Genomic DNA, 22592 nt, shown 5'->3' on the forward strand with positions numbered 1-22592 from the left:
ATTTCTGGTGTTTTTCAACTTCATGAAGCTATATTTAGCAAGTCAAGTGCCAACTGATACTTCGGACTTCTTGGAATATATAGAGCTAATTTAAGTTTTATTAAATGCCTATGCCAAATATTATAGAGATTGGAGGCATCATGAAAAAATTGGTTATCTGTTCAGACCTTCATGAAGGTTCTGAAAAAAATATTCGTTCAGGTTATAATTTTGCAAAAGCACTTGGTTTAAAGCCCTCGCTCTATCACATCGATACAATTTCACCACAACTCGAAAGACAATTTCATGCATCATCTACTCGCTCTAGAAGAATAAAGGACCCTGTGTGGAATAAAAATATTGAAGAGACGTCATTAGAAATGGTGAATGCAACCCTAGGTCGTCTTAATATAAGTAAAGAAGATATCGATTTTGAAAATTTTGAAGGTTCAATCAATGAGGGGATTGAACATTTAAGTGAAGACTCTGAAATGGAAATTCTATCAGTTGGTGCTAGTCACCATGGTGATCTTCATCGCTTTTTTCTAAATACATTTGCTGAAAAATCTCTCTTTAATTTAAAAAGGGATGTTCTTATCAATAAATCAGGTGTCGATAATTTTAAAAGAATAACCTATCTCATTCCCTACGAATCTCTTGATAAAGATGATTTAGCTAAAGTTGCTAATTTGGCAAGATGTAACAATGCCAAAGTGCATATGGACTGTATCGTTCCACTAAATTTTGTTAGCTATAACTTAGAAGTTTTTCCTGAAGGGCCGTATCCTAGAGAAATTATAGCTAATGAAATGTCTGAACTTCATAAAGGTGCAGAGGATGAATTACAAAAAGCGGTAGCAATTTTAAAAGAAGAAGGTGTAAATGCAAATTATACTTTAAAAATGATTCTTAATGCTGATCCAGGACAACGTTTAGAGGAGCTAGTTAAAGAAGAGAAGACAGACCTTGTCGTGATAAAACCACAACATTATATTTTTGATCATCTCTCTCTAGGAAGCATAACATTAGATATTATGAAGAATACTGACTGTAACTTATATCTTCTACATGTTTAAGCAACGTCTTCTTCAATTGTTCTTTTTAAATCAATAAAGTCCACGGGCTTGTTGAAGTAGTGTTTGATATCAAGCATTCTTACTTCTTCTAAGGTTTTTTGGTCTTCATATGCTGACATCATGTAAATTAGGATGTTTGGGAAGTTGATTTTTACTTGTTTAACTAGTTCAAAGCCACTTAGGTAAGGCATATTGATATCAGTAACAAGAACAGATATATCCTTACCTTCTTCACTGTTAAGTTTCTTTAGTGCATCTTTTCCAGAAAGAGCAAAGTTCGTTTTAAACTTACCATCTAAAACATCCTCTTCAAAAATCATTGCAATTAATTCGAGAAGCGCCTCTTCATCATCTACAAATAGGATATTAGTCGCCATCACTATGCCTCCATCTTTCTTTAGGGATGTTTAGAATTACCTCTGTCCAGTGTCCAATGTCACTTACAAATGAAATATCAATTCTATCACTTTGAAGTAGAAACTTTGCAATAGCAAGGCCAAGACCTCCTCCTGTCTTCTGTGATGTTGAAGAGAAGAATGGGAGAGTAATACTTTTAACATAGTCTTCAGATATACCAACTCCGGTGTCGTATATCTTGATCATGAGTGCCTGACTCATTTTGTTCACTTCAATACTAATCTTTATCTCTTTTTTAATACCATCTTTTGCTTCTTTAATAGCATTGATTGAATTTTTTAAAATATTTTTAAAGGCCTGAATGAAGTTTGGCCCTGTAATAAATAAATTATAATCTTGAATATTTTTGGGAAGAATAAGTTTTATTTCTTGTTCTTTAAATTCTTGTTTTAATTCAATTGAAATACTTTTATCGATAAGCTTCTTTACATTATATAGTTCTTTAACATTGGAGACAGAGCGGAATGTTAGATCAATTGTTTCGACAATATCATTAATGCGTTTATTAGCATCTCTCATAACTGTAAGTAAGGTTTCAATTCTTTCTTGTCTTTGCTCTTTTCGAAATAACTCGGCCCTTAGGATTTGATATGAGTTCAATGTAAGTGTTAATGGGTTTTTTAGTTCGTGGGCCATGCCCTTTGTAAGATCAAGAATACGCTGAAAGTTGGCCCTTTCAATTTCGCCTTCTTTCTTTTTTAATAATTCTTTGGCCTGTTTTTCGACAATGTCCATAAGTTCGATTTCGGTAAGTTTTTTTATGGTGATATCACAAATATAACCTTCTAGTGCCACAAATTCATCATTTTCAAATATACCAATTCCTTGCTCCCATACATAGATATAGTGACCTTTTTTATGCCTTATACGATATTCGATAGTAAAGAACGTCTTGTTGTCGATGGCCAACTGCACTTCATTCCAAACTCTTGGTAAATCCTCTGGATGGAAAATATCTGAAAAGGACAATTCTTTATTATTGATAAACTCTTCGGCCTTATAACCTAGAATTCTTTCTACTCCTGAGGTCATAAAGAGCATTGTCCAGTTCTTATCATTTAGGCATCGATAGGCAATGCCATCAATATTCTCTAGTAGTATGTCGAGATTAAGCTTGTTTTCCACAAGTGCTTCTTCGGCAATAGCATTTGTTGAGTGGATTAAAGAATGTTTAAATAAATAACTAACTTAAGTTATTAATATTAGTGGGGCCTGTAGACCGTTCACTTTATATACACAGTCGTAGATATTTCAAATATTGAGTAACTTATTTAAAAATCATTTAATCTCATATCTATAACTATGATGAAGAAACTTAAAATTCTATTCTTATGTATTTCATTTTTTTGGAGTACTGTTCAGGCCAATACTTTAGATTATCAGTGTATTGATGCTTATAAAAATAAGATTGAGACATTCTATCATAAAGATCAGTCAGTAAATCAAGATAGAAATGATTGGGTATATAAGTTAAAGGGCTACTACTGGCTTGCAAAGGTTGTTAGTCATCCTGTTGCTGTATTCATTGTGGCGTTTGTACCTTTTTCAATACCTGTCGTTCTAGGGATTACAGCAGTTGCTTCATTCTTTGATATTTTGAAGAATGAAAAAGGGATTATTGGTACGTATATCATTTTAAAGATGTCTGAATTAACTGAAGATGAAATTGCTAACCAAGATATTGATTCAAAAATAGAAGAAGAAGTTCTTGAACTACAAGAAAACAAATATAGCCGTGAAAATAATCTTTTTTTCACATTTGTAAATCGCGTCAATCGTAAATATAAGAATACGAATTATTCATATGAAGAGGTTCGTAAGGCCGTAATCGAGATTGCCACTGAAAATGATGGGCTATGTAAACGTAAGGGAAAAGAAAAGTTTATCTCTCTTAGTCGTTTAATTCGTTTAACAAAAAAGAAACTTAATACTAATAGAGGTTTAATTGAAAATTCGCTTTAGAACATTATCACTGCTGATCACTTTTTTTATCACTTTCAATGCTCATGCAAAACTATGTAGTGAAGAGCAGGAGATGTCTTCTCTGCAGAATATTACAAGAATAATGCAAGAGATGAGTAAAGATGAGATTTATATCACGAATATAATGGACTTAAGGCAAGAGCGTATTAGGATCTATATAACGCAGGTTAATCGTATTGAGCAAACTTGCTCTTCACCTTCAATCTATAGGGCAATTATTAAGCTATATGAAAATATCAACTATCCTAGCGTTTACTTAAAATATGTTCTTTCAAATCAAAGAAAGGATTTAGAAATTAAAGAATATGTAGTTGGTGATGAATGGAATCGTACTCATATTGGAGAAGATGACACTCCAGATGTTGAAGAGCTTAAGAGTTCAATCCTTATCACCGGTCTTGGTATCGTGAATACAGCAAAGAAGTTGACGCTTAAGAATGTCGGAACGGCATTCTATCTTGGTAAGTTTGAAGGTGAGCACCTTGTTGCAACGGCTGCTCATGTAATTGATCGCGAAAATTTTAATGATATGCTCTTTCATTTTATTACAGGGCCAAAATTCTCATTGAAAGCTAAAAAGTTGATCTTTTTTAGTGATGATATTGATTTTGCAATTGTTTCTATCGATATAGAAGATAAAGAATCAGTACTAATGGAAACTGTTTCTGCAGTTAAGCTTAACTTCGATAAAGTAGCTGAAGAGGGAACGCTTCTAACAACGATTGGTTTTGGATTCTTTGATAATGAAAGGCTAGGAGTTGCTCGCTATGAAAACTCTAACGACTGCCAGATCATCTTTGGTGATGATAAAGTCAAAAAACTTGATAAGGTCTTCTCAATTGCAACAGGCTGTGATGCTTCTGGTGGAGACTCTGGGTCTCCAATCGTTGACCGTAATACTGGAGAGCTAATTGGAGTGATGACTAGGATTCGAACTGAAAAAATTGGACTTACTTCAAAGCAATTGATTGAAGAAAAAGAAGAGAATATTTCTAGCATTTGGAATGATGCAAGCTTTGCAACTTCGATGAAGTATATAAAACGTGAACTAGAAAAAGAAGAAAACTCACTTATTAAGTCTTTATTGGAAAGTAATGAATAAGCAGAGTCTCGACTTTCTATATGAAGGATCTGCTCTTGTTAGATTTTGTAAGGGTAAGAATATTTCTGTACCAAAAGAATTCTCTGTTTTACGTAAAAGAGATATTAAGGAAAGTCTTACAGATCAATCTAAACATACTCGTTATAGTCTAAAGAGACCGAAGTATCTATATCAATTCTTTCCTTCAAATGATATCGGAATTAAAATTATTAGAGTAGATGTCTTAATTGCTCCTAAATGGTCGATAGATAAAACTAAGGCCATGGTTGAAGATGCCTTTCAAAATGTTAAGCGTATCAAAAGAGCTCATTTTTATGTTCCGGTAAAGTCTCAGATTTATAACCAGCTCATTGAGCTCGGTGGCCGTAGTCGTGGACAAGAATTATTGGCAACTACTGATGATGGCCTCAAGTACTTATCTCAATATGAATATGATAATGATGTAAAGGTTGTTAAACTTAGTAAGAAGTATAGAGATGAAATTGCTGATATCGAATATTTAGCACATAAATATAGCAAGAGTTCTCGTTGTGAAAATTTCCCACGTAAGATGTTTTTGTGGTTTGTTGACCATTTAATTGAGAATAAGGTTGAGGCCCTTGTCGCAGTAGAAGATGGCAGGGCAATCGGTTTTATTGTTCCAAGTATTACAAAAGCTAGAATTGGTCATATTATGTCGGTCTCTGTACATCCTGATGATCAGGGACGTGGTGTCTCAAAGCTTTTATATTATGAGGCAATGAAGTACTTTAAGAAGAATAAAATTAGAGTTTACGCAGGCGTTTCCTCAACGAATGAGGTTTTAGCTTTCTCAAAAAAGCTCAAACGCAAACCTATATATGCTTATCTGGAGCTAGTTCGAAAGTAACTACTTTTCATACCAACGATAGAAGCCTTTATGAGATCGATCTCTATTTGGAAAGTAAGACTTACGTTTAATCTTTAGTTCATCACAGTCTATTTCTAAGTCTCTATCTTTAAGTGGTATCAAGTAAATAGGGCTTTTTTTCAGATCTGGATTCTGAATGGGATTACTTTGTGTCACCAAGTCCTTTTTAGAAGCACCGATGATATATTGTTGAGAACGATCACGTACAGTGCCAGCTAAAATTCCATTTTTCATTTTCTTTAAGTCGTAGGAGAAGATCTCTTTTCTTGCGATATATAATTCTTCATCTACAAATGGTTTAAAAGTTAAATTAACTGTGACACCTGGTTTACCGTCGTCATCCGCATCGATAAATCGAGGATCGTTAGGGTCAGTCGGAAAGTCTTGAGTATAGTCATCTAATTCAACCCCGAGTAGTGTCGGAGTCTCAGGGCGATGAATAAGTATTTCCCCATTTGTTTGCATGAACTCCATTTCAACTACTTCAGGCTCAATTGCCCTTGTGAATTTATCATCTGTTTTGGCCTGAAATGGGATATTGGCCTTGTACTCAGAAAAGCAAAACTGATCTTTGGACATGAGTTTTCCATCTTCTAAGTAGTACTCAGTGAAGCCATAGCTAATAATGCGGTTCTTAAGTTTTATAGGGCCAAAAAAGTCACCGATATAAGAGACAATATCATAGTGAGCATATCGTCTTAATAGGGATTCTAGATCCACTTGTGCATAACTATTGATTGTAACTAGTGATGCTATTGATAGAATAATTTTTTTATGTTTCATGGTTTCTCCAAATCTTTGGCATTACGCTAAAATATTGAAGTCAAACTCTCAAGTTAGGAAAGGTTAAGATCTATTCATAATAACTAAAAAACTTAAAGGGGCGCGGGTACCAATCGAGAATTCCAATACTTATATTGTAATCTTGAAGTCCTTGAGTCTTTTTAGATATAGTGCAGATATACTTTGTTTTGGAGTGAAGTAGCTCTTCTTTAAAGATTTCCGAATACAATCATCAAATTCTGTATCATATCTTCTTTCAATAAGCTGCTTAGCACCAGCATAGTCTATATGAGGACGATACTGAAATAGTTCTGCCTCAAAACTTGAAAAGTGTAGTGATGTATATGGATAATCAATACAAGCTTCAGAGATTCCTGCTCGTATTGGATTTTGATAAATATAGCGATAAACATTATATAAATAATTTTGTTCTGTAACGATTGACCACTTATATCGATTACTAAATTTATGATTTATTCGACTTGTCCTCAAAGAGATTAAATAACTAATTCGCCAGTTAAAATGCATCATAAAACGATCAATATTTTCATTTGGTGTCGTTAGAAGCAGATGGTAGTGATTTGACATGAGCACAAAACAGTTTATTTGTACCTTTTCTTTTTCTTGTGCATAAATCAAAGCCTCTTTACAAATATCCCATACTTCATACATGGGAATGCTAAACCAGTCTCGGTTATTATTTCGTGTTGTTACATGGTAAGGAAAATCTCCTTGGCGGATTAGTTTCTTTTTTGGCATTACTTCCTCGCTAAAAAAAAAATGGCGCTTAGTGCGCCACATTTACTATTTAAGATTTTTATAAAGTTGATAATTAATACATGCGATTAGAGGTGTTACGATAAAAAGACCAAGTCCAAGTGTCAGCACTGCAAATAGAGCGAGAATGAGATACGTAAGTGTTGTTGCCAGAATAATTTGATAGTTTTCTGAAAAGATCTTTCGACTTTTCTCAAGTAACTCCCACGCTTTCGTGTTTTGTTCTTCTTGTTCAAGCGTTAGAGGTATAACAAAGAGATAGGAAGCAAAGAAATAAATTCCTGGAATAATAAAAAGAATAACACCAAAGAAAGTAATCAGTGTCGATAAAGAGCCCGTTATAAAAATCAAATTAAATTTTTCTTTTGGTATCGAAAGAAAATCGTAAATTGTAAGTTGTTTTTGTGTTTCGGATTTTGTGATCGCTGTATAAGTTGCTGCCAAGTAAAATGGAGTGATAAGGCACGAAGAAAATGGAATGGCAGAGAGAAGCCAGACTAGTAGAGTGACAGCCAGGGTAAAGCCACTGTATATTAAGGCATTGTCTTTATATGTTTGCCATCCAGTATCTAAAATTTGCGATAACTCATTTATTGTTTTTGATTCTTTAAAGTTAGTTAGTAGTTGATTCATATTTACCTCACTTGTTTGTTGAGGTAATAGGCGCCTAGGATCTTTTTCGCATTTAAATTTCATTTTGATATTAAGTTTTTTCAAAATGGGGCGCGGGTACCAATCGAGAATTCCAATAGTTGGTGGTGAAAAATTAATAGCATATAGGCAAATGCGTGTGATTTACATGTAAGTAGTCCATCAAAGGGATGAATTTATGGTAAGTAGACCATGAAATGTGCATAAGAGGCCAGATTACGCGAATTTTGAATTATAAGTCTTCGAAATCTCGATTGGTACCCGCGCCCCTAACTGATAAGATTGTTTTTGCGTAATGGGAGGCTTTTTCAAGGTTGTTGTGGGCGAGGTATGCGCCAAGGAATGCATCGCCAGCTCCAGTGGAGTCGACTACGACATCAATCGGTTGAGGAGTATAGCTAATCGATTCATACTTATTAAAGAAAGAAATTTCACCGGCACCTCTTGTGATGAGTACTGATGTTTTATGAGCTTTTACAAAATCCCTAAGATAAAATTCAAGGTCATGACTTGGTGTTAGTCCAAATAGTGCCAACTCTGCTTCTTTCAAATATTTTTCTATTGTAAACCCTTGGGCATCATGAAAATCAAAGACAAACTTTGCTCTAGGTCTTGCTTCAATAAGTTGGTCTACGAATGGAAGGATCTGTGTATAGAGAGGACAGACGATATGACCTTCAAACTCTTTAATTAATTGAAGTTCTTCTTTGGTGAATTTAAAGTTTTCAAGGACACCACCTTTGTATTCAGTGAAATTCTTTTCGCCACCTTCCAAGGTTTCGATAAATTGAATCGGAGTCATTCCCTTTCGAAGAAGTGGTATGGCCTGAATTCCTTCTTTTTGACAATGGTTGATAATTGCTTGGCCATCACTTGCTGCGGGATAGATTAGAGTTGCTTTTGAATTTGAATTTCGCATAAAATGCGTGGCCACATTTAAAGAACAACCACCAAGATGTCTTTCTTGTACCGATGTATAATCATCAAAGCCAGCATCGCCAATAAAGGTGTACATTATTGTCTAAGCCTTCTTACGATATCCATAAATGGTGCAACCTTTTCATAATCCATACGAGTGTCTGTCATAAGTGCACTACCAACGATAGCACCGTCAAGAGCAGGATAGAGTTCATCTAGATTTTGATGAGAAAGACCTGAGCCAATGATAATAGGAAGCTCTGGAGCGCCTTCTTTTGCTTCCATTATTTCTTTTACACTTGGAGCGATTCCGGTTTCACGGCCAGAGACAACGGCCGCAGCACTTTTAAACTCGTAAGCTTCGCGAGCAGATTGGGCGAGGGTTTTCTCTTCTAACATCGTTGCATACTTAACCTGAATATCTGTTAAGAGTTGAATATCGTCTGCTGCGATTTTTTTGCGATAATTGAGAAGACCTTGAGGATCAATTTTCATCTCACCACCATATTCTTCGCGTGCCATGCGATCAACAAAGTAATCAGTACGGATAAAAGAATTACCACCGGCCTTCGCAATTGCAAGGGAAGCTTCTGGGTCATTGATTAAAAATTCTGAACCAATTGGGTAGTTACCCGCTTGTCTTTGGACCATATTGGCCACAACGCTCATGCTTGCAATAACTTCTTTAGAAGCCGTTACTGTATAAGGCCTGTCGTGCTCATTTTCTAAGAGGGCCGCATCGACTCCGCACTTTCTTAGAACCTCAAGGTCTTCAAGAGCGTAATCAATGACTTGATTAATTCCAGGATGACTCGTGTAGCCAAGTAGTGGGCGTAGATAAATAACTGCAATTATTGGTTTTGCCTTAAAGTCTAGCATCTAATCTCTCCATGCATGTGTATTGTCATAGTAAACGACGAGTGATTTAATAGTCCAGCAACAATTTGGGGGAGCTATGTTACGTCTACTCACACTTACTCTAGTGTCAATTTCAACTTTTGCTATTTGTCAGAAATGGTCTGGTCCACAGGTTATTGGAAGACTTGATACTTCAGTTTTAAATGAGACGTCTGGGATTGCAATCTCTCAAGTTCATGATGATCGTATGTATAACTTAAATGACTCTGGTTCTGGGCCAGAGATTTTTTGGACGACGATTTCTGGAAAGAATACTAAGAAAGTAAAGGTTAATAACTTTAAACCATATGATATGGAAGATATGTCTTTAGGGCCATGTGGTGAACTTAAGTGTGTTTATCTTGCAGATATTGGCGATAATCGTAAGAAGAGAAAATTTCTTTCAATTGTCGCCATTGATGAGATGAAGTTAAAAGCGGATACTACTGAAGTTGGGCCTGAGTTTGTCCTACGTTTCGTCTATCCTAATAAAGAAAAGTACGATGCTGAGAGTATGGTTGTTCATCCAAGTGGTGATATCTATATTTTAACGAAGGTTGTTGACGAAGAGAATCGCCGCGCTATGCCTGCAAAACTTTTTAAGTTAGGTAAAAAGAAAATTTCTAAAGCTATCGAGAAAGATGAAAAGGCTGAGTTAGAGGAAGTCGCTACAGTTGATCTTCCTTATCATCTTTATAATTATAATCTTTGGGGAAGAATTGCGACAGCAATGGATATCTCTAAAGATGGTAAAACACTTCTTGTTCTAACTTATGGAGCTGTTTTTGAATTTAATATTGAGTTTAACTCTTTAAAAAAGTTTAATGCGAGAAAACTAGATGCAAAGAGTGATTTTAGAATAGTAACGACTAAGAAGCTCTATCAGCAAGAGGCCATTGCATACGGGCCTAAAGATAATGAATTTATTTATACAACAGAAGTTGAATCAGGTGATGGCGCAAGTGAAATTGTTAGACACGTATGTGAATAACTTATTTCGAAAATAGCTTGTAACCTAATTGTTTCGCTCTCTCAAAAGATCGGATGAAAAGCCTGCGGTAAGGTGGAACCATGTGGCCATCTTCAGGTGAGTAAAGAATTTTTGTCTCTAGATCCCCGACGTAATTCGTGCCGATACGATTTTGAACACTCATACGAAATTCATATGGTAGCTGTACGTTAAGTGCGTAAATCCCAATCTCTTCAAGAAAAACTTTTTTAGAAATGGCCATATATTCATACATAATTTCTTTATCAAAAGGTTCAATAAAGTAAGGTACTGCTAGTCCTGATTTTAGCATTTCTAAATTTATATCCTGGCCTTCGTATAAAACTGTACCAAGAAGACGACGTGTATTTAGGTCTCCATCTCTTCCTAGGTCAATAACAACTGTACTTCCAATTGGAACAAGTTTTCTAAGGTAGTCTCTAGCATCAAGAGCTATTTGTCCTTGAGTACTTCCATTGAAGTCGACTTCTGGAGTATCAATTCCAAGCATGCGGATATTTTTCTTCTTCCCCAGAAAGTCACTATAAACTGTCATGGTATCACCATCATGAATATACAGAACTCTAGCTTCAAATGAGATGGCAAAGATTGAAAACTGAATTAGTGCTAGAAATAGAAGCTTTATTTTTCTCATAATGCTTTGTAATAAAATAAAGTAGTTATGAATAGGGAGTGGATAAGATTTACTTATCTCGACAATCTTTTAAGTTATTGAAATAACTAGTCTTGACCAAGGTTTTTACATATAATTACTATCCGAATTAGGCTAAGTTTCACATGAGACTCTTTTCTTTTGCTACATTCCTAGCATGAGAAAAGCCCCACTATCTATTATCCTATTACTATCACTCATTTCTTGTTCTGAAAGATCCTTGAAAGTTAAATCACAATCAAGTGCAATTATTGGTGGAGAGGAACTCTCTCATCAAGCTAAAGAGCTAAAATATACAGTGGCCATTACTAAAGAAAGTGATCTTGATAAGTCATTTTGTACAGGTAGTCTGATTTCAAAACGTCATATCATAACGGCTGCTCATTGCTTAATTGGTAGCTCTTATAAAAATATGCAGGTGGCCTTTGTTTCTGAGGCCCCTAAGTTTATTAAAATTAAAGAAGCATACTTAGCACTGGATGCATTACTAAGAATGCACTCTCTGGAGAGTGTTAGAGGAGACTTTGGTCACAATTTTGATATTGCGATTTTAGAGTTAGAAGAAGATGCTCCAAAGAGTGCAGAGGTTATTGAAATTCTCGATGCATCAGAGAGTAATGAAGTTCTTGATAAGAAAGTTAAACTCATAGGCTTCGGTCAAGATGCAAACGGCGTTGTTGGTAAGCCTAAAAAGGTTGATGTTACGGCCACGGCGATTAGGCGTAATCTTTTAGAGCGCTCAATTCTTCTATACGAAGATAAGAGTGGAGCATGCCGTGGAGATTCTGGTGGCCCGGCTACAATCACAATCGATAACCAAACATACTTAATTGGTGCAACTCAAGGATATGCAAAGGCTGCATTTGATGGGGTCGAGGATCTCGATTGCTCTTCTGGAAAAGGAATGTATACATTCTTACCGGATTATAAAGCATGGATTGAAAGTGTCATTAATAAAACTGAATATAGTCCTTCTGATTTTGAATATAACCCATTTCAGTTTTCACAAAACGAAAGTGAAAACTCATTTTCTTTGGAATGTGATAATTTAAAATCTTTAAGCATCGCTCGTTGGCAAGGGCTTTATACCTATGCTTCACGTATTATTGGAAGTTTTAAATGTGACTCAATGAATGAATGGTTTTCTTCGATTAGCACTTATTCTGAAAAGCCTAGTAGTAAGGCCGAGTTTATTCAAGGAAAGTGGTCAATTGTTGGAAATTATTATTTCTTAAGATACTTTAAAAACCTAGAACAGGTCTCAATTGATCAGTCCATGAGAATAACAAGGCGTGACCAAATGATTCTAGGGGTAAATTCAAATGTTATTTACCTTAATAACACCTATGAAGACTTCAAACTTGGAGACAGTGTAAGAGAGCTTGCTCTACTCGGTGGAAGACTTTCACAAGATGATTATGATGCTCTTATTTCAAGATCTGATTTCCTTCTCAAGAAGGTTAGTGTGGGGGAGTAATTCGCTAGAAGTCCTTCCTGTATTGAGTATACTATTCAAGTCTTTGAATTCATTATTAGTATTGTCAGTCAAATTACTTATCTTATTTCTATAAATCCCCACCAGAGATCTGTACTTAGGCCATTATATTATGTTTATTGATATGGTTTTATTTGTCGATTTTTATTGCCAATTAAATTTTTATGAATAGAATGGCCTTCGGTTTTTACGTGTTGTAGGTTTTTGTGAGTTTAAATAAAGAGATCTCAAAGCATATCGAATCTATCTTTGAAAAGTCTGCAAAGACTTTTTCAGACTATCAATTAAATATGGGACTTCCTTGTCTCAGTGGTTGCGGCGCATGTTGCTTGAGTCAGGAAATATCTGCATCAACATCAGAAATGTTACCTAGTGCATTCCGTATACTAAATGAAGAAGGAATTGAAAGAGTCGAAGAGCTATTAGAAGAACTTGAAGGGACTCCTTCAAAAATATGTGTCTTCTATCATCGAAACTCTGAAGACGGAACAAAGGGTTATTGTATGAACTACTCTACAAGACCTGCTGTTTGTCGCTCATTTGGTGTTGCTGCTTACCGAGACAAGAGCGGGAGCAAAACAATGAGTATATGTAAGCGTTTAAAAGAAACGTATCCTGAGGAAGTAAAGACACTAAACCCAAATGAGGCACCGGTTATCGGGGATTTTGCTAAGCAAATTTACCTCTTAGGGCAAAGTTCTGATGCTAGATTAATGCACATTAATGAAGCTCTTTATGAGGCCCTAAAGAAAGTGTGGCTAGGCCACACTTATGGTTTTAATGAAGATTCTTAGTTTCTTCGATTTTATGAATGAAGTGCTTGATGACAATTTCATATAGCTCATCGCCAATTAACTCGTCTTCTACACCAAAGTCTAGGTTTGGGTTGTCATTTACCTCGACAACATAGGCATTCTTTCCGTCATCTTTTATATCAACTCCAAAAAGACCGTCACCGATTTTTGCACAGGCCTTAGTCGCTGTATCAATTACATACTGCGGGACATCTTCAATGGCGAAACATTGTGAATCTCCTGAGCTATCTTCTTCACCACTTGCATGATTATATATCTGCCAATGCTCCTTACTCATAAAGTACTTGCAAGCATAGAATGGCCTTTTGTTAATTACACCAATGCGCCAATCAAAGTCGGTATATAGGAATTCCTGTACTAGGATTAGGGCCGACTTATGTAGGAACTCTTTGAGACTCTCTTTAAGTTCTTGGCGTGTTTCAACCTTTGAAACCCCAATCGAAAAGCTTCCATCTGGTATTTTTAGAACCATTGGCAACTTTAACTCTTTTTCAAGGAGATCTAAGGTTGCATCACTATAGTCACTGACTATTTCACTTTTTATTGTGCTTATTCCATTCTTTTTAAAGAGATTGTGAAGATAGATCTTATTCGTACATTTCAAGATGGCATTGGGATCATCAATAACAACTAATCCTTCATCAACAGCAGTCTTTGCAAAGGCATATGTAGGATTTACTAGCGAAGTTGTCGTGCGAATAAAGAGGGCATCAAATTCATTGATTCGTGCTAGGTCATATTTTGAAATCGTTTCAACATAGAGTCCGTTTTTATTTCCAATATGGATGAACTTTTTAATCGCTTCGGGATTACTGGGTGGAAGCTTTTCTTTATCATCTACTAAGATTGCCAGGTCATACTTGTATTGTTTTCTCGTATTTGGAAGTCGCCAAATACGATTGTTAAAACGTTCAAGATGTTGGGCAAAGAAAGTCTCCTGTTCTTCGCTAAGGTCAGTTATGTGAATAGGTACAATGGAGTTAATTTTCCATATCTTATTAAATACTAATCGTACCTCAAAAATAGGGACAGGATAATTATTAAAGATTACCTTGCCAATATTCCTAAAGAGCTTCTCTTTTGTTTCTCCAAAAAATACTCGAAAAGCAATTGAGCGTACTTCCTCTTTATTGTCAATGTACTTTGTGGCAACTTCTTGGGCCAAGCTTTGAAGCTCATCAAGGTCATATGTATAGTGCTTCTTTTTACATAGGTCATTAATCGTTTTGACCGTAGGCATGACCTTGTGACCTCTGGCTTCTGCGATAAGAGAAGTATAGTAACCAAGAGATAAGTACTTGGAAGAATTACATAAATTTAAAACCCTAAGGTTCTTAACTTGATGATACTCTTCTTTGGATAGGTAGTCTTTGGCCGTAATGACCTGATCGGTTGGGAAGTAGGGTTGCCAGTCTTTTAGACGATCAACGATGACAACAAGTTTTTCCATCTTTTTTATCTCCACATAAAAATAAAGATATTTTTTTACATAAGAATAATATAAATTATAAAAAAAAAGCGAGAGTTTTTTATGCATATTTTTAGAGATGCAACCTTAGAAGATCTGAACGAGCTCCTTAAAATCGAAGAGGAGTCTTTTGATGGCGATCGCCTAAGCGCCACGAATTTTAAATACGCCATTACTAAGTCCCATGGGGCCCTTAAACTTATTCTTGTTAATAAGGTTATTGCTGGCTATGTGCTCATACTCTTTCATCGTGGGACCTCCTTAGGACGTATTTACTCCATTGCTATTAGTCGTAATTTCCAAGGGCAAGGCCTTGCCAAAAGACTCATGTTATTGGCAGAAAAGGTAGGACAAGAGCACTCTTGTTCATACCTACGTCTTGAAGTAAAGAGAACAAATAAAGGTGCTATCTCATTGTATGAAAAGCTCGGCTATAAAGAGTTTAAAATAAAACAAGATTACTACGAAGACCATCAGGATGCTCTTTGTTATGAGAAGCGTATCCGCAAGGCACCGGCCAAGGCCAAAAGAAATATTGCCTATTATCAACAAACTACAGACTTTACCTGTGGACCAAGTGCCTTAATGATGGCCTTAAAGTTTCTAAGACCCAAGGTAAAGTTAAATCAAGAACTCGAGCTAGATCTCTGGCGTGAAGCAACAACTATTTATATGGCCTCTGGACATGGAGGGTGTGGCCCACATGGGATTGCTCTGGCCGCTGCAAGAAGAGGGCTTAAGACTGAGATTTATATTAATCGTAAGTCTTCACTTTTTACGGACTCTGTCAGGGATAAAAAGAAGAAAGAGGTTATTGAGCTTGTTCAACGCAATTTTGAAAAAAAACTCAAAGAAATTAGTGTGAAAACCCATTTTAAAAATTATGGCATAGCTAAGATTCGTGAGATAATTGAAGGTGGAGGACTGGCACTTGTTCTAATTAGTGCATACCGCTTAACTGAAACTAAAGTGCCTCATTGGATTGTTATTACGAATATCGATGATGACTTTGTTTATTTTAATGACTCTGATTTAAAAGATAATCAGGACAAAGTAGACAATATTAATATCCCTGTTGGGATTAATGAGTTTGAAAAAATGGCCAAGTACGGAAGTGGACAGCTTAAATGTGTTATTTCGCTTTTTTCTTAATCTTGGTAGCGGTGATTTATGAATAAGAAGATGGGTGTCCTTAAAGTTTATCGAATTTTTGATATTGCTCATGAGGTATTATTAGATAAAGCCTATGAGAAACTCAAAAGCCTTACAATTCTTAAAAAATTTAGCCTAAATAGGCCATCTAAGAATATGCTCTTTCAGGATCCTCCATTAGTGGTCTTCTTAGGTGAGCATTCGATTAAGAATTTGAAAGTGGCCGTCACTGCAAAAATATGGAGCTATGGTGCTCTTTCTTTTTCTGTGGATATCGAATGTCCATTCTTTGTAGAGAAGAAGGAATTGATTGAATGGGTTGAGCAGTGGTCACAGGGAGATTCTGTTGAGAACTTCTGCCGTGAAAGAATAAGCTTCTTTGTCGAGTCGTTAGGAGAGTCACTCGTAAAACCTAAAATATGGGAGCAAAGTGAAGAATATAGTATATTTGTCACTTCTCCTAAGTATCATAACAAAGATTACTGGCTAGAAGACTCTTTTGTTTATCAATTATTGGCGATGGAAAAGAATGTAAAATTGAGTCCTGCAATGTTAGCACCTGTTGTTGACTGTACAATAAGCTATGGGCCAGACGATCTTGTGGCAATTGATTGGGATAACGCTTTTGTCTACTCTGAAGTTGATGGCCATGATATTTGTGATGTCATTGAGTTTGCAAATATTCAGCTTCTCGAACTACGTTACTTCGATGATCTTCTCGATAAAAAACTATCTGGACTATATCGACAAGTTGTCGAAAAGAATCCTTCAATCTTTAGTAAGGTTTCAGTACTCGCTAAGGATGCCAGTCAGTTGTACTTTGAGACAAGTGAACTAGTTGATCGAATTGAGAACTCTGTAAAAGTTATTGGAGATATCTACTATGCTCGCTTGTTCAGAATCTGTTTAAAGCGTTTACAAGTAGAGCAATGGCAATCACTTGTAGATCAGAAACTTAAGAATCTACTTGATGTTTCTCAGATGTATATGGCCGAAGTAAATAATCGCAAAAGTCACCTCATGGAGATCATTATTATCATTCTAATTGCAATAGAGGTTATACCTTTTGTTTATAACTTGGCCCTAAAGCTTATGTGACTTCAAAATCTGATCAATTTTACTAGCAAAAATAAAGTCGCTTTCGACGAGGTCATCAATTTTATGTGTCCAAAGATCAACCTTTAATTTACCAAAGCTAATAAAGAGATCTGGGTGATGCCATTGTTCGTCTGCAACCTTTGCAATTTCATTTGCTATGGCCATCGGTTGATTAAATTTGTCACATGCAAGTTCAAGGCTGAGTCTTTTTTTGTCATTAGTAAAGCTCCAGCGAGGATCAAGTTGATCCTTTAGTTGAATTTTTTCATCCATAGGTAGGGGAGGAAATCCTCCCTGGCATGGGATACATGTTTTCTCATTAAGGGATGTCATACTTACTCCTAGAAATTTAATAATTCATACAAATCTACCGCAGGCTCTTCATAGGGGTGGGCCATTCGAAGTGCCTTGAGGACATCATCTACTTTGTCATCAGGACATATCGTTTCAACTTTTAATTCGACAACTCGCTCTATTTCGCCATTTTTTCCAATATGTGGATTGGCCTCTTGATTTGGCCTAAATTGTCCCACACCCTCAACTTCAAATGAGCATCGATCATAATTACCAATTGTTCCAGCTCCTGCATCGAAAACCGCATTTTTGACGACCTCTGCATTGGCCTTTGGGACAAAGAAAACTAGTTTTTTCATTAAAATCATCCTTATTAAATTAATTCCATTAGGGAGAAGCATCAACTTTATTAAAGTTTACATTTTTCTGAGCCTGATTAAAATCATAAAAATAATTGAGCTTGGTTCATTAATTAGTTTTTTAAACTGACGAGGAGTAAGAGGTATTCAGGAGGAAATCTAATGGTAAGTTTAAAAGATAAAATCAAATACTTCTTTTCTGCGTCAGTTTATTCAATTTTGTCATCGGCCGTTTTTGTAGTTCTACTATTTGCTGTAACTCTTCCATCGATTAACTCTACTGCTCGAAATGGTAAAAATGAAAGTATAAAGGTTGCGATTCATAATGCTTATAGTATGGTGAAGTATCTTTATGATGAGTCACAAGCTGGTAAGATTTCAGAACAAGAAGCAAAGACTTATGCGAAAAACTTACTACAGTCCCTTCGCTATGATGGGAAGAATTACTTCTTTGTCAGTGATAAGAATTTAAACGTAGTTGCTCACGGCGCAGATCCTTATAAAGTTGGAAATAATATGGCCAAGTACCAAGACGGAAAGGGAACTTATCTTTATAAAGAGTTTCTTAAGATTGGTCTAGAGAAAGGTGAAGGGCCTTTAACATATTATCGTGCTCGTAAGAAAGAAAGTGATATTATTGAAAAGACTTCTTATATCAAGTACTTTGCTCCTTGGGGGTGGGTTATCGGAACCGGTGTTTATCTCGATGATGTAAAGGTTGCTACCTTTGAAGCTAGAAAGAGTACTCTTATTGGTCTTATGATTTGTGTTGCCATTGCTCTAGGGCTTTCTCTGTGGAATGCTCACTCAATGTACGCAAACTTTATTTCGCCAATTAAAAACGTTATTAGAAATTTAAAGGCAGAATATGTTGAGCTAGAGCGCATTGCAAATAATATAAATTCGAGTTCAAGGCAGATCCTCGATGTATCTAGTAAACAAACTGATTCTGTCGACAATGTTGCAGCTGCCATTACTGAAATAAAGTCAATGGTTGACTCAACTAGAGATAATGCCGATCGGTCAAGTGGCCTTGCCAAACATACTGCAAATACCTCAAATGAATCAAAAGAAAAAATCTTAAGACTAGTTCATTCATTTGATATTATTAAAAAAGATAATGAGGAAGTTATTCAAGTTATTCGTGATAATAGTATTCAGCTAAATGATATTTCAAACACAATTAATGATATTCAAGAAAAAACTGAAGTCATTAGTGATATCGTTTTCCAAACAAAACTTCTGTCTTTTAATGCCTCTGTTGAAGCGGCGAGGGCAGGTGAGCACGGTAAGGGCTTTAGTGTTGTGGCCGAGGAAATTGGAGGCCTTGCTAAAGTCAGCGGTGAGTCGGCCATTGAAATTGCTACTATTATTGAAGAGTCAACTCGTCGAGTGAAAGAATTAACAGATATGACAACTAAGACTGTAGAGAACCTTGTTCAGGTAACAGAAAAAGATTTACTTGAAGGCCAGAAACTTATGGCCGATTGTCGAGATGCTCTTGAAGAGCTAGTTGGTCAATCAATGGAGTCTTCTAGTATGTGTAATGAAATTCTAGGTGCACTTTCAGAGCAAGAAAATGGTATTGCAGATGTAAATACATCCATAAACACTCTAAATGAGTCTCAGTGGCAATTAAAGAGTTCACAAGAGACTTCTGCTCGTGAGGTTGAAGATCTTGTGAAAAAGAGTGAACAAATTAAGACTGCTGTTGAAAAGTTAGAAAAAATCGCAGCATAACAAACTAGTAATTGATTCAGATGGCCCATTAAAGTATGGAACAAGCCTTAAAGGAATTAAGTTATTCTTTTGGAAGTACTCATTCTCTTCTTCATGAATAAAAATGTTAGCGATATAAGAAAGAGACCTGCCTCGTGCAGGTCTTACTTATAGTAGCTCTTTCAATTTTGATATGATTTTTTCATCTGTCGGTGCGATATCTGGGAAGAATCTTTCAATAATTTCACCATCTTGATCTAGAAGAAATTTTTCAAAATTCCAATGAATGTCGTGAGGCATGCCAGATATTAGTCCTTTATTAGTAAGAAGTTGTTCAAAGTCTGGTTTGTCATTTCTAACAGCATCTTTTTTTGATTCTGTTAGCGCTTTGTATAAAGGGTGTTGCCCTTCGCCCTTAACGATAATCTTTTCATTTACCGGAAAAGTCACGTTGTATTCAAGATTGCAGAATTGCTGAATTTCTTCGTTAGTTCCAGGTTCTTGTCCAAGGAATTCATTTGCTGGGAAGGCCAAAATTTCTAGACCTTGATCCTTATATTCGGAGTAAAGATTCTGTAGGGCCTCATACTGTGGTGTTAGTCCACACTTAGAAGCAACATTAACAATAAGATAGGCCTTGGCATTAAAGTCCTTAATTGTCTTATCTAGCCCTTTACCATCTTTAAATTGAATTGTATTTAGATTCATATAGGTAACCTCCTAAAGTTTTCTAAGAGGTTACCATAAAGGTTTATTTTAGAAAGTTGTGGCGTGCCAATTGAAGCTTTTTATAACTTTCAATTAACTTTAAATGTTTATCAATTCCTTCAAGGTTCATTCCTGTTGGTGTAAGTCCATCAAAACGATTCTCTCCAGAAATTGTCTTACTTACTCGCTCCATTAATTCGCTACCATACATACGAGTTAAGTTTTCGATGTAGTCTGTCATTTCTAAGTCTTCACCTAGTTCAATATCAAGAGCGATATTAAGTACTTGATAGAAGCGTCTTCTTTCAATTGTATTGTCATTGAATGTTCCAAGCATTTCAACAAGCTCTTTGGCATCTTCAAATTGCTTTAATGCAAGGTAAGTGAGTGCCTTAAGTTCTCCAATAACGAGTTGTCCCCATACTGTACTTTCGTCAAAGGCCACACCGATAAGTTCTGATACTGGCATATAGTTATCAAGTGAACTTTCTTCAAGTTGCCCTACTAGTTCAGACAGGTCTTCTTCATCAAGAGCATGGAGATTTAATATGGCCTCTCGGTAGTCTAGTGCTTGATTATGATTATCCCAAATTAAGTCTTCTGGTAGATAGATTTCAGAATAATTTGGAACTAGAATTCGACATGCGGCCGCCCCCAGTTCATTGTAATCGGCAATATAAACTTCTTTTTCAAGTTGATTAAGAATGTCCATTAAGTAGTTATATTCTTCTTGTGTTGTTCCTGAAAAGTTCCACTCGTTAAACTCATATTGTGATTTCGCACCAAAGAATTTCCACGAGATAACACCTGTTGAGTCAATAAAGTGATCGACAATATTATTTTGCTCACGAATTGCAAACTCGTTAAATGTTGGTGGAAAAGTATCATTCATACCTTCAAAGCTTCTTCCTTGTAGAAGCTCTGTTAATGATCTCTCAAGAGCTACCTCAAAACGAGGGTGTGCCCCAAAAGAAGCAAAGACTCCACCGTTTCTTGGATTCATTAGCGTCACACACATGACAGGAAATCGGCCACCAAGAGAAGCATCTTTAATGACAATTGGAAAGCCAGCTTCTTCAAGTTTAGCAACCCCTTCCATAATTGTTGGGTACTTTTCGAGAACTGCTTTTGGTACATCAGGAAGGGTTATTTCATCGACAATAATTTGTTTCTTTACCGCTCTTTCAAAGATTTCAGAAAGACATTGTACGCGCGCCTCATACTTAGTATTCCCAGCACTCATCCCATTACTTACAAATAGGTTTGCAATAAGGTTTGCCGGAATATAAACAGTCTCTCCATCTGATTGGCGCACATAAGGAAGTGCACAAATACCGCGCTCATAATTTCCTGAGTTTGTGTCAACAAGGTGAGAAGCTGAAAGCTCACCATCATTATCATAAGCAGCAATTAGGGTATTATCCATTAGGCCATCTGGAAGTGTGTCATCTTCTGGTATTTCAAACCACTTCTCATTAGGGTAGTGAACGAAGTCGCTATTTGCGATCTCTTCACCAAGATAGTAATCACTATAAAAGTAATTGGTGCTGATACGTTCAAGATACTCACCAAGGGCCGAAGCAAGGGCAGCGTCCTTTGTCGCTCCTTTTCCATTCGTAAAGCACATTGGAGAGTCTGCATCTCTGATATGAACAGACCAAACGTGTGGGACTTGATTGCGCCAAGAGGCGATTTCAATCTTTATTCCTAGATTCGCAAGAAGCGAAGTCATATTCTCAATTGTTTCCTCGAGAGAACAGTCTTTTCCTGCAATCATGGTCTTAGCGTCATTTACTTCATATTCAAGTTTGACATCATTTCCTAAGATTTCTTTGGCCTCGATTTTAAAGTCGATTTCATTTTGGATCACACGCTTTACAGTACAGCGATTCATTGATGCAAGAATACCCTTCTTATCTTTTTCAGATATTGAAGCTGGAAGTTCTGCATGAATCACAAATGATTGTTTGTAACGATTATCGGGATCCACAATATTTTGCTGACTGATACGAATATCTTCTGTCGGGATATCACGACTATTACAATAGACCTTGGCAAAGTAGGCTGCACACATGGCAGACGATGCTAGGAAATAGTCATATGGGCCAGGAGCTGTACCGTCACCTTTGTAGCGAACAGGCTGGTCTGAAATGATTTTAAAGTCGTCGAAGCTGGCTTCGATTTTTAAATTGTCGAGGTATTTTACGTTTACTTGCATAGCGCTATAACTACCATAAATAGGTATGTTATGGCCCTATCCTTCTTCAATCCTATAAGAATTACTGCTATTTATGCCATCGTAAGTATATGAAAATCAATAAATTTAACTTTCTTAAGTTGTCATATATTGC

The 22592-nt window shown here is 36.1% G+C and carries 23 protein-coding genes; 10 read left to right on the forward strand and 13 right to left on the reverse strand.

Translation table 11 applies throughout. The features are described from left to right. The first annotated feature begins 140 nt into the window (after nt 1–140). The gene (locus tag M902_RS03735; RefSeq protein WP_021266464.1) at nt 141–1055 is read left to right on the forward strand and encodes a universal stress protein; all 915 of its coding nucleotides are present in this window, start codon (nt 141–143) and stop codon (nt 1053–1055) included. On the opposite strand, the gene M902_RS03740 is transcribed toward M902_RS03735, so the two are convergent. Both M902_RS03740 and M902_RS03745 read right to left on the reverse strand, forming a co-directional pair. After that, complete coding sequence (locus M902_RS03740; RefSeq protein ID WP_021266166.1) at nt 1052–1432, reverse strand: response regulator; 381 nt, start codon at nt 1430–1432, stop codon at nt 1052–1054. The genes M902_RS03735 and M902_RS03740 overlap by 4 nt on opposite strands. After that, a complete protein-coding gene (locus M902_RS03745; protein WP_021266270.1) occupies nt 1422–2597 on the reverse strand; it encodes a PAS domain-containing protein in 1176 nt (391 codons plus the stop codon). The genes M902_RS03740 and M902_RS03745 overlap by 11 nt, the downstream gene beginning before the upstream one ends. A gap of 177 nt (nt 2598–2774) precedes the next feature. On the opposite strand from M902_RS03745, the gene M902_RS03750 reads away from it, so the two are divergent. The 3 genes from M902_RS03750 to M902_RS15710 are packed head-to-tail and all read left to right on the forward strand — an operon-like array spanning nt 2775 to nt 5425. Then, nucleotides 2775–3434 (forward strand): hypothetical protein, encoded by a 660-nt coding sequence (locus M902_RS03750; protein ID WP_021266385.1) that lies wholly within the window; start codon nt 2775–2777, stop codon nt 3432–3434. Continuing rightward, entirely contained in the window at nt 3418–4557 is a 1140-nt protein-coding gene (locus tag M902_RS03755) for a serine protease (RefSeq protein WP_021266031.1), read from the forward strand. The genes M902_RS03750 and M902_RS03755 overlap by 17 nt, the downstream gene beginning before the upstream one ends. Continuing rightward, nucleotides 4550–5425, forward strand: coding sequence for a GNAT family N-acetyltransferase (locus M902_RS15710; protein WP_021266151.1), 876 nt, complete (start codon nt 4550–4552; stop codon nt 5423–5425). Before M902_RS03755 ends, M902_RS15710 begins: the two co-directional genes overlap by 8 nt. On the opposite strand, the gene M902_RS03765 is transcribed toward M902_RS15710, so the two are convergent. The 5 genes from M902_RS03765 to M902_RS03785 all read right to left on the reverse strand — a co-directional run bounded on the left by M902_RS03765 (nt 5426) and on the right by M902_RS03785 (nt 9454). Then, the gene (locus tag M902_RS03765; RefSeq protein ID WP_021266074.1) at nt 5426–6229 is read right to left on the reverse strand and encodes a hypothetical protein; all 804 of its coding nucleotides are present in this window, start codon (nt 6227–6229) and stop codon (nt 5426–5428) included. Nucleotides 6230–6358: 129 nt separating this feature from the next. Next, nucleotides 6359–6988 carry a transposase gene (locus M902_RS03770; RefSeq protein ID WP_021265735.1) on the reverse strand — a complete coding sequence of 210 codons (630 nt, stop codon included), beginning with the start codon at nt 6986–6988 and terminating at the stop codon, nt 6359–6361. A gap of 45 nt (nt 6989–7033) precedes the next feature. Further along, nucleotides 7034–7639, reverse strand: a complete 606-nt coding sequence (locus M902_RS03775; RefSeq protein WP_021266209.1) for a hypothetical protein — start codon at nt 7637–7639, stop codon at nt 7034–7036. Nucleotides 7640–7889: 250 nt separating this feature from the next. Then, nucleotides 7890–8672 (reverse strand): carbohydrate kinase family protein, encoded by a 783-nt coding sequence (locus M902_RS03780; RefSeq protein WP_021265975.1) that lies wholly within the window; start codon nt 8670–8672, stop codon nt 7890–7892. Continuing rightward, entirely contained in the window at nt 8672–9454 is a 783-nt protein-coding gene (locus M902_RS03785; protein ID WP_021266517.1) for a BtpA/SgcQ family protein, read from the reverse strand. Before M902_RS03785 ends, M902_RS03780 begins: the two co-directional genes overlap by 1 nt. Before the next feature lie 76 nt (nt 9455–9530). On the opposite strand from M902_RS03785, the gene M902_RS03790 reads away from it, so the two are divergent. Then, on the forward strand, nt 9531–10463 hold the full coding sequence (locus tag M902_RS03790; protein WP_021266148.1) for a hypothetical protein: 933 nt from the start codon (nt 9531–9533) through the stop codon (nt 10461–10463). A gap of 1 nt (nt 10464) precedes the next feature. Here the strand turns inward: M902_RS03790 and M902_RS03795 are convergent, their stop codons facing one another. Next, nucleotides 10465–11115 (reverse strand): thermonuclease family protein, encoded by a 651-nt coding sequence (locus M902_RS03795; protein WP_021265767.1) that lies wholly within the window; start codon nt 11113–11115, stop codon nt 10465–10467. Between the two features lie 175 nt (nt 11116–11290). Between M902_RS03795 and M902_RS03800 the strand changes: the two genes are divergently transcribed. Then, nucleotides 11291–12610: a trypsin-like serine protease gene (locus tag M902_RS03800; RefSeq protein ID WP_040313853.1), complete on the forward strand. Its 1320-nt coding sequence runs from the start codon at nt 11291–11293 to the stop codon at nt 12608–12610. Nucleotides 12611–12834: 224 nt separating this feature from the next. Then, a complete protein-coding gene (locus M902_RS03805; RefSeq protein WP_021266160.1) occupies nt 12835–13422 on the forward strand; it encodes a YkgJ family cysteine cluster protein in 588 nt (195 codons plus the stop codon). On the opposite strand, the gene M902_RS03810 is transcribed toward M902_RS03805, so the two are convergent. Next, the gene (locus M902_RS03810; RefSeq protein WP_021266075.1) at nt 13406–14893 is read right to left on the reverse strand and encodes a RimK family protein; all 1488 of its coding nucleotides are present in this window, start codon (nt 14891–14893) and stop codon (nt 13406–13408) included. The genes M902_RS03805 and M902_RS03810 overlap by 17 nt on opposite strands. An 81-nt stretch (nt 14894–14974) precedes the next feature. On the opposite strand from M902_RS03810, the gene M902_RS03815 reads away from it, so the two are divergent. Together M902_RS03815 and M902_RS03820 are read left to right on the forward strand one after the other, a co-directional pair. Beyond that, on the forward strand, nt 14975–16063 hold the full coding sequence (locus tag M902_RS03815; RefSeq protein WP_021266429.1) for a GNAT family N-acetyltransferase/peptidase C39 family protein: 1089 nt from the start codon (nt 14975–14977) through the stop codon (nt 16061–16063). An 18-nt stretch (nt 16064–16081) separates the two neighbouring features. Then, nucleotides 16082–17161, forward strand: coding sequence for a hypothetical protein (locus M902_RS03820; RefSeq protein WP_021266426.1), 1080 nt, complete (start codon nt 16082–16084; stop codon nt 17159–17161). Here the strand turns inward: M902_RS03820 and M902_RS03825 are convergent. Together M902_RS03825 and M902_RS03830 are read right to left on the reverse strand one after the other, a co-directional pair. Continuing rightward, complete coding sequence (locus M902_RS03825; protein ID WP_021266374.1) at nt 17147–17494, reverse strand: 4a-hydroxytetrahydrobiopterin dehydratase; 348 nt, start codon at nt 17492–17494, stop codon at nt 17147–17149. The genes M902_RS03820 and M902_RS03825 overlap by 15 nt on opposite strands. A gap of 8 nt (nt 17495–17502) precedes the next feature. Continuing rightward, a complete protein-coding gene (locus tag M902_RS03830) occupies nt 17503–17814 on the reverse strand; it encodes a YqfO family protein (RefSeq protein ID WP_021265723.1) in 312 nt (103 codons plus the stop codon). Between the two features lie 162 nt (nt 17815–17976). On the opposite strand from M902_RS03830, the gene M902_RS03835 reads away from it, so the two are divergent. Further along, complete coding sequence (locus M902_RS03835) at nt 17977–19554, forward strand: methyl-accepting chemotaxis protein (protein WP_021266016.1); 1578 nt, start codon at nt 17977–17979, stop codon at nt 19552–19554. Between the two features lie 147 nt (nt 19555–19701). On the opposite strand, the gene M902_RS03840 is transcribed toward M902_RS03835, so the two are convergent. Both M902_RS03840 and M902_RS03845 read right to left on the reverse strand, forming a co-directional pair. Next, nucleotides 19702–20241 carry a glutathione peroxidase gene (locus M902_RS03840; protein WP_021266132.1) on the reverse strand — a complete coding sequence of 180 codons (540 nt, stop codon included), beginning with the start codon at nt 20239–20241 and terminating at the stop codon, nt 19702–19704. Nucleotides 20242–20284: 43 nt separating this feature from the next. Next, entirely contained in the window at nt 20285–22459 is a 2175-nt protein-coding gene (locus tag M902_RS03845) for an OsmC domain/YcaO domain-containing protein (protein WP_021266013.1), read from the reverse strand. Between the last annotated feature and the right edge of the window lie 133 nt (nt 22460–22592).

This window comes from Bacteriovorax sp. BAL6_X, from assembly GCF_000443995.1.
Lineage (GTDB): Bacteria > Bdellovibrionota > Bacteriovoracia > Bacteriovoracales > Bacteriovoracaceae > Halobacteriovorax_A.

What these genes read in the sequence shown, in the direction of transcription:
- M902_RS03780 (WP_021265975.1), bottom strand. Translation starts at nt 8,672, where the DNA reads ATGTACACCTTTATTGGCGATGCTGGCTTTGATGATTATACATCGGTA.
- M902_RS03790 (WP_021266148.1), top strand. Translation starts at nt 9,531, where the DNA reads ATGTTACGTCTACTCACACTTACTCTAGTGTCAATTTCAACTTTTGCT.
- M902_RS03820 (WP_021266426.1), top strand. Translation starts at nt 16,082, where the DNA reads ATGAATAAGAAGATGGGTGTCCTTAAAGTTTATCGAATTTTTGATATT.
- M902_RS03775 (WP_021266209.1), bottom strand. Translation starts at nt 7,639, where the DNA reads ATGAATCAACTACTAACTAACTTTAAAGAATCAAAAACAATAAATGAG.
- M902_RS03840 (WP_021266132.1), bottom strand. Translation starts at nt 20,241, where the DNA reads ATGAATCTAAATACAATTCAATTTAAAGATGGTAAAGGGCTAGATAAG.
- M902_RS03795 (WP_021265767.1), bottom strand. Translation starts at nt 11,115, where the DNA reads ATGAGAAAAATAAAGCTTCTATTTCTAGCACTAATTCAGTTTTCAATC.
- M902_RS03835 (WP_021266016.1), top strand. Translation starts at nt 17,977, where the DNA reads ATGGTAAGTTTAAAAGATAAAATCAAATACTTCTTTTCTGCGTCAGTT.
- M902_RS03750 (WP_021266385.1), top strand. Translation starts at nt 2,775, where the DNA reads ATGATGAAGAAACTTAAAATTCTATTCTTATGTATTTCATTTTTTTGG.
- M902_RS03785 (WP_021266517.1), bottom strand. Translation starts at nt 9,454, where the DNA reads ATGCTAGACTTTAAGGCAAAACCAATAATTGCAGTTATTTATCTACGC.
- M902_RS03845 (WP_021266013.1), bottom strand. Translation starts at nt 22,459, where the DNA reads ATGCAAGTAAACGTAAAATACCTCGACAATTTAAAAATCGAAGCCAGC.
- M902_RS03830 (WP_021265723.1), bottom strand. Translation starts at nt 17,814, where the DNA reads ATGAAAAAACTAGTTTTCTTTGTCCCAAAGGCCAATGCAGAGGTCGTC.
- M902_RS03740 (WP_021266166.1), bottom strand. Translation starts at nt 1,432, where the DNA reads ATGGCGACTAATATCCTATTTGTAGATGATGAAGAGGCGCTTCTCGAA.
- M902_RS15710 (WP_021266151.1), top strand. Translation starts at nt 4,550, where the DNA reads ATGAATAAGCAGAGTCTCGACTTTCTATATGAAGGATCTGCTCTTGTT.
- M902_RS03735 (WP_021266464.1), top strand. Translation starts at nt 141, where the DNA reads ATGAAAAAATTGGTTATCTGTTCAGACCTTCATGAAGGTTCTGAAAAA.
- M902_RS03810 (WP_021266075.1), bottom strand. Translation starts at nt 14,893, where the DNA reads ATGGAAAAACTTGTTGTCATCGTTGATCGTCTAAAAGACTGGCAACCC.
- M902_RS03825 (WP_021266374.1), bottom strand. Translation starts at nt 17,494, where the DNA reads ATGACATCCCTTAATGAGAAAACATGTATCCCATGCCAGGGAGGATTT.
- M902_RS03800 (WP_040313853.1), top strand. Translation starts at nt 11,291, where the DNA reads ATGAGAAAAGCCCCACTATCTATTATCCTATTACTATCACTCATTTCT.
- M902_RS03765 (WP_021266074.1), bottom strand. Translation starts at nt 6,229, where the DNA reads ATGAAACATAAAAAAATTATTCTATCAATAGCATCACTAGTTACAATC.
- M902_RS03815 (WP_021266429.1), top strand. Translation starts at nt 14,975, where the DNA reads ATGCATATTTTTAGAGATGCAACCTTAGAAGATCTGAACGAGCTCCTT.
- M902_RS03770 (WP_021265735.1), bottom strand. Translation starts at nt 6,988, where the DNA reads ATGCCAAAAAAGAAACTAATCCGCCAAGGAGATTTTCCTTACCATGTA.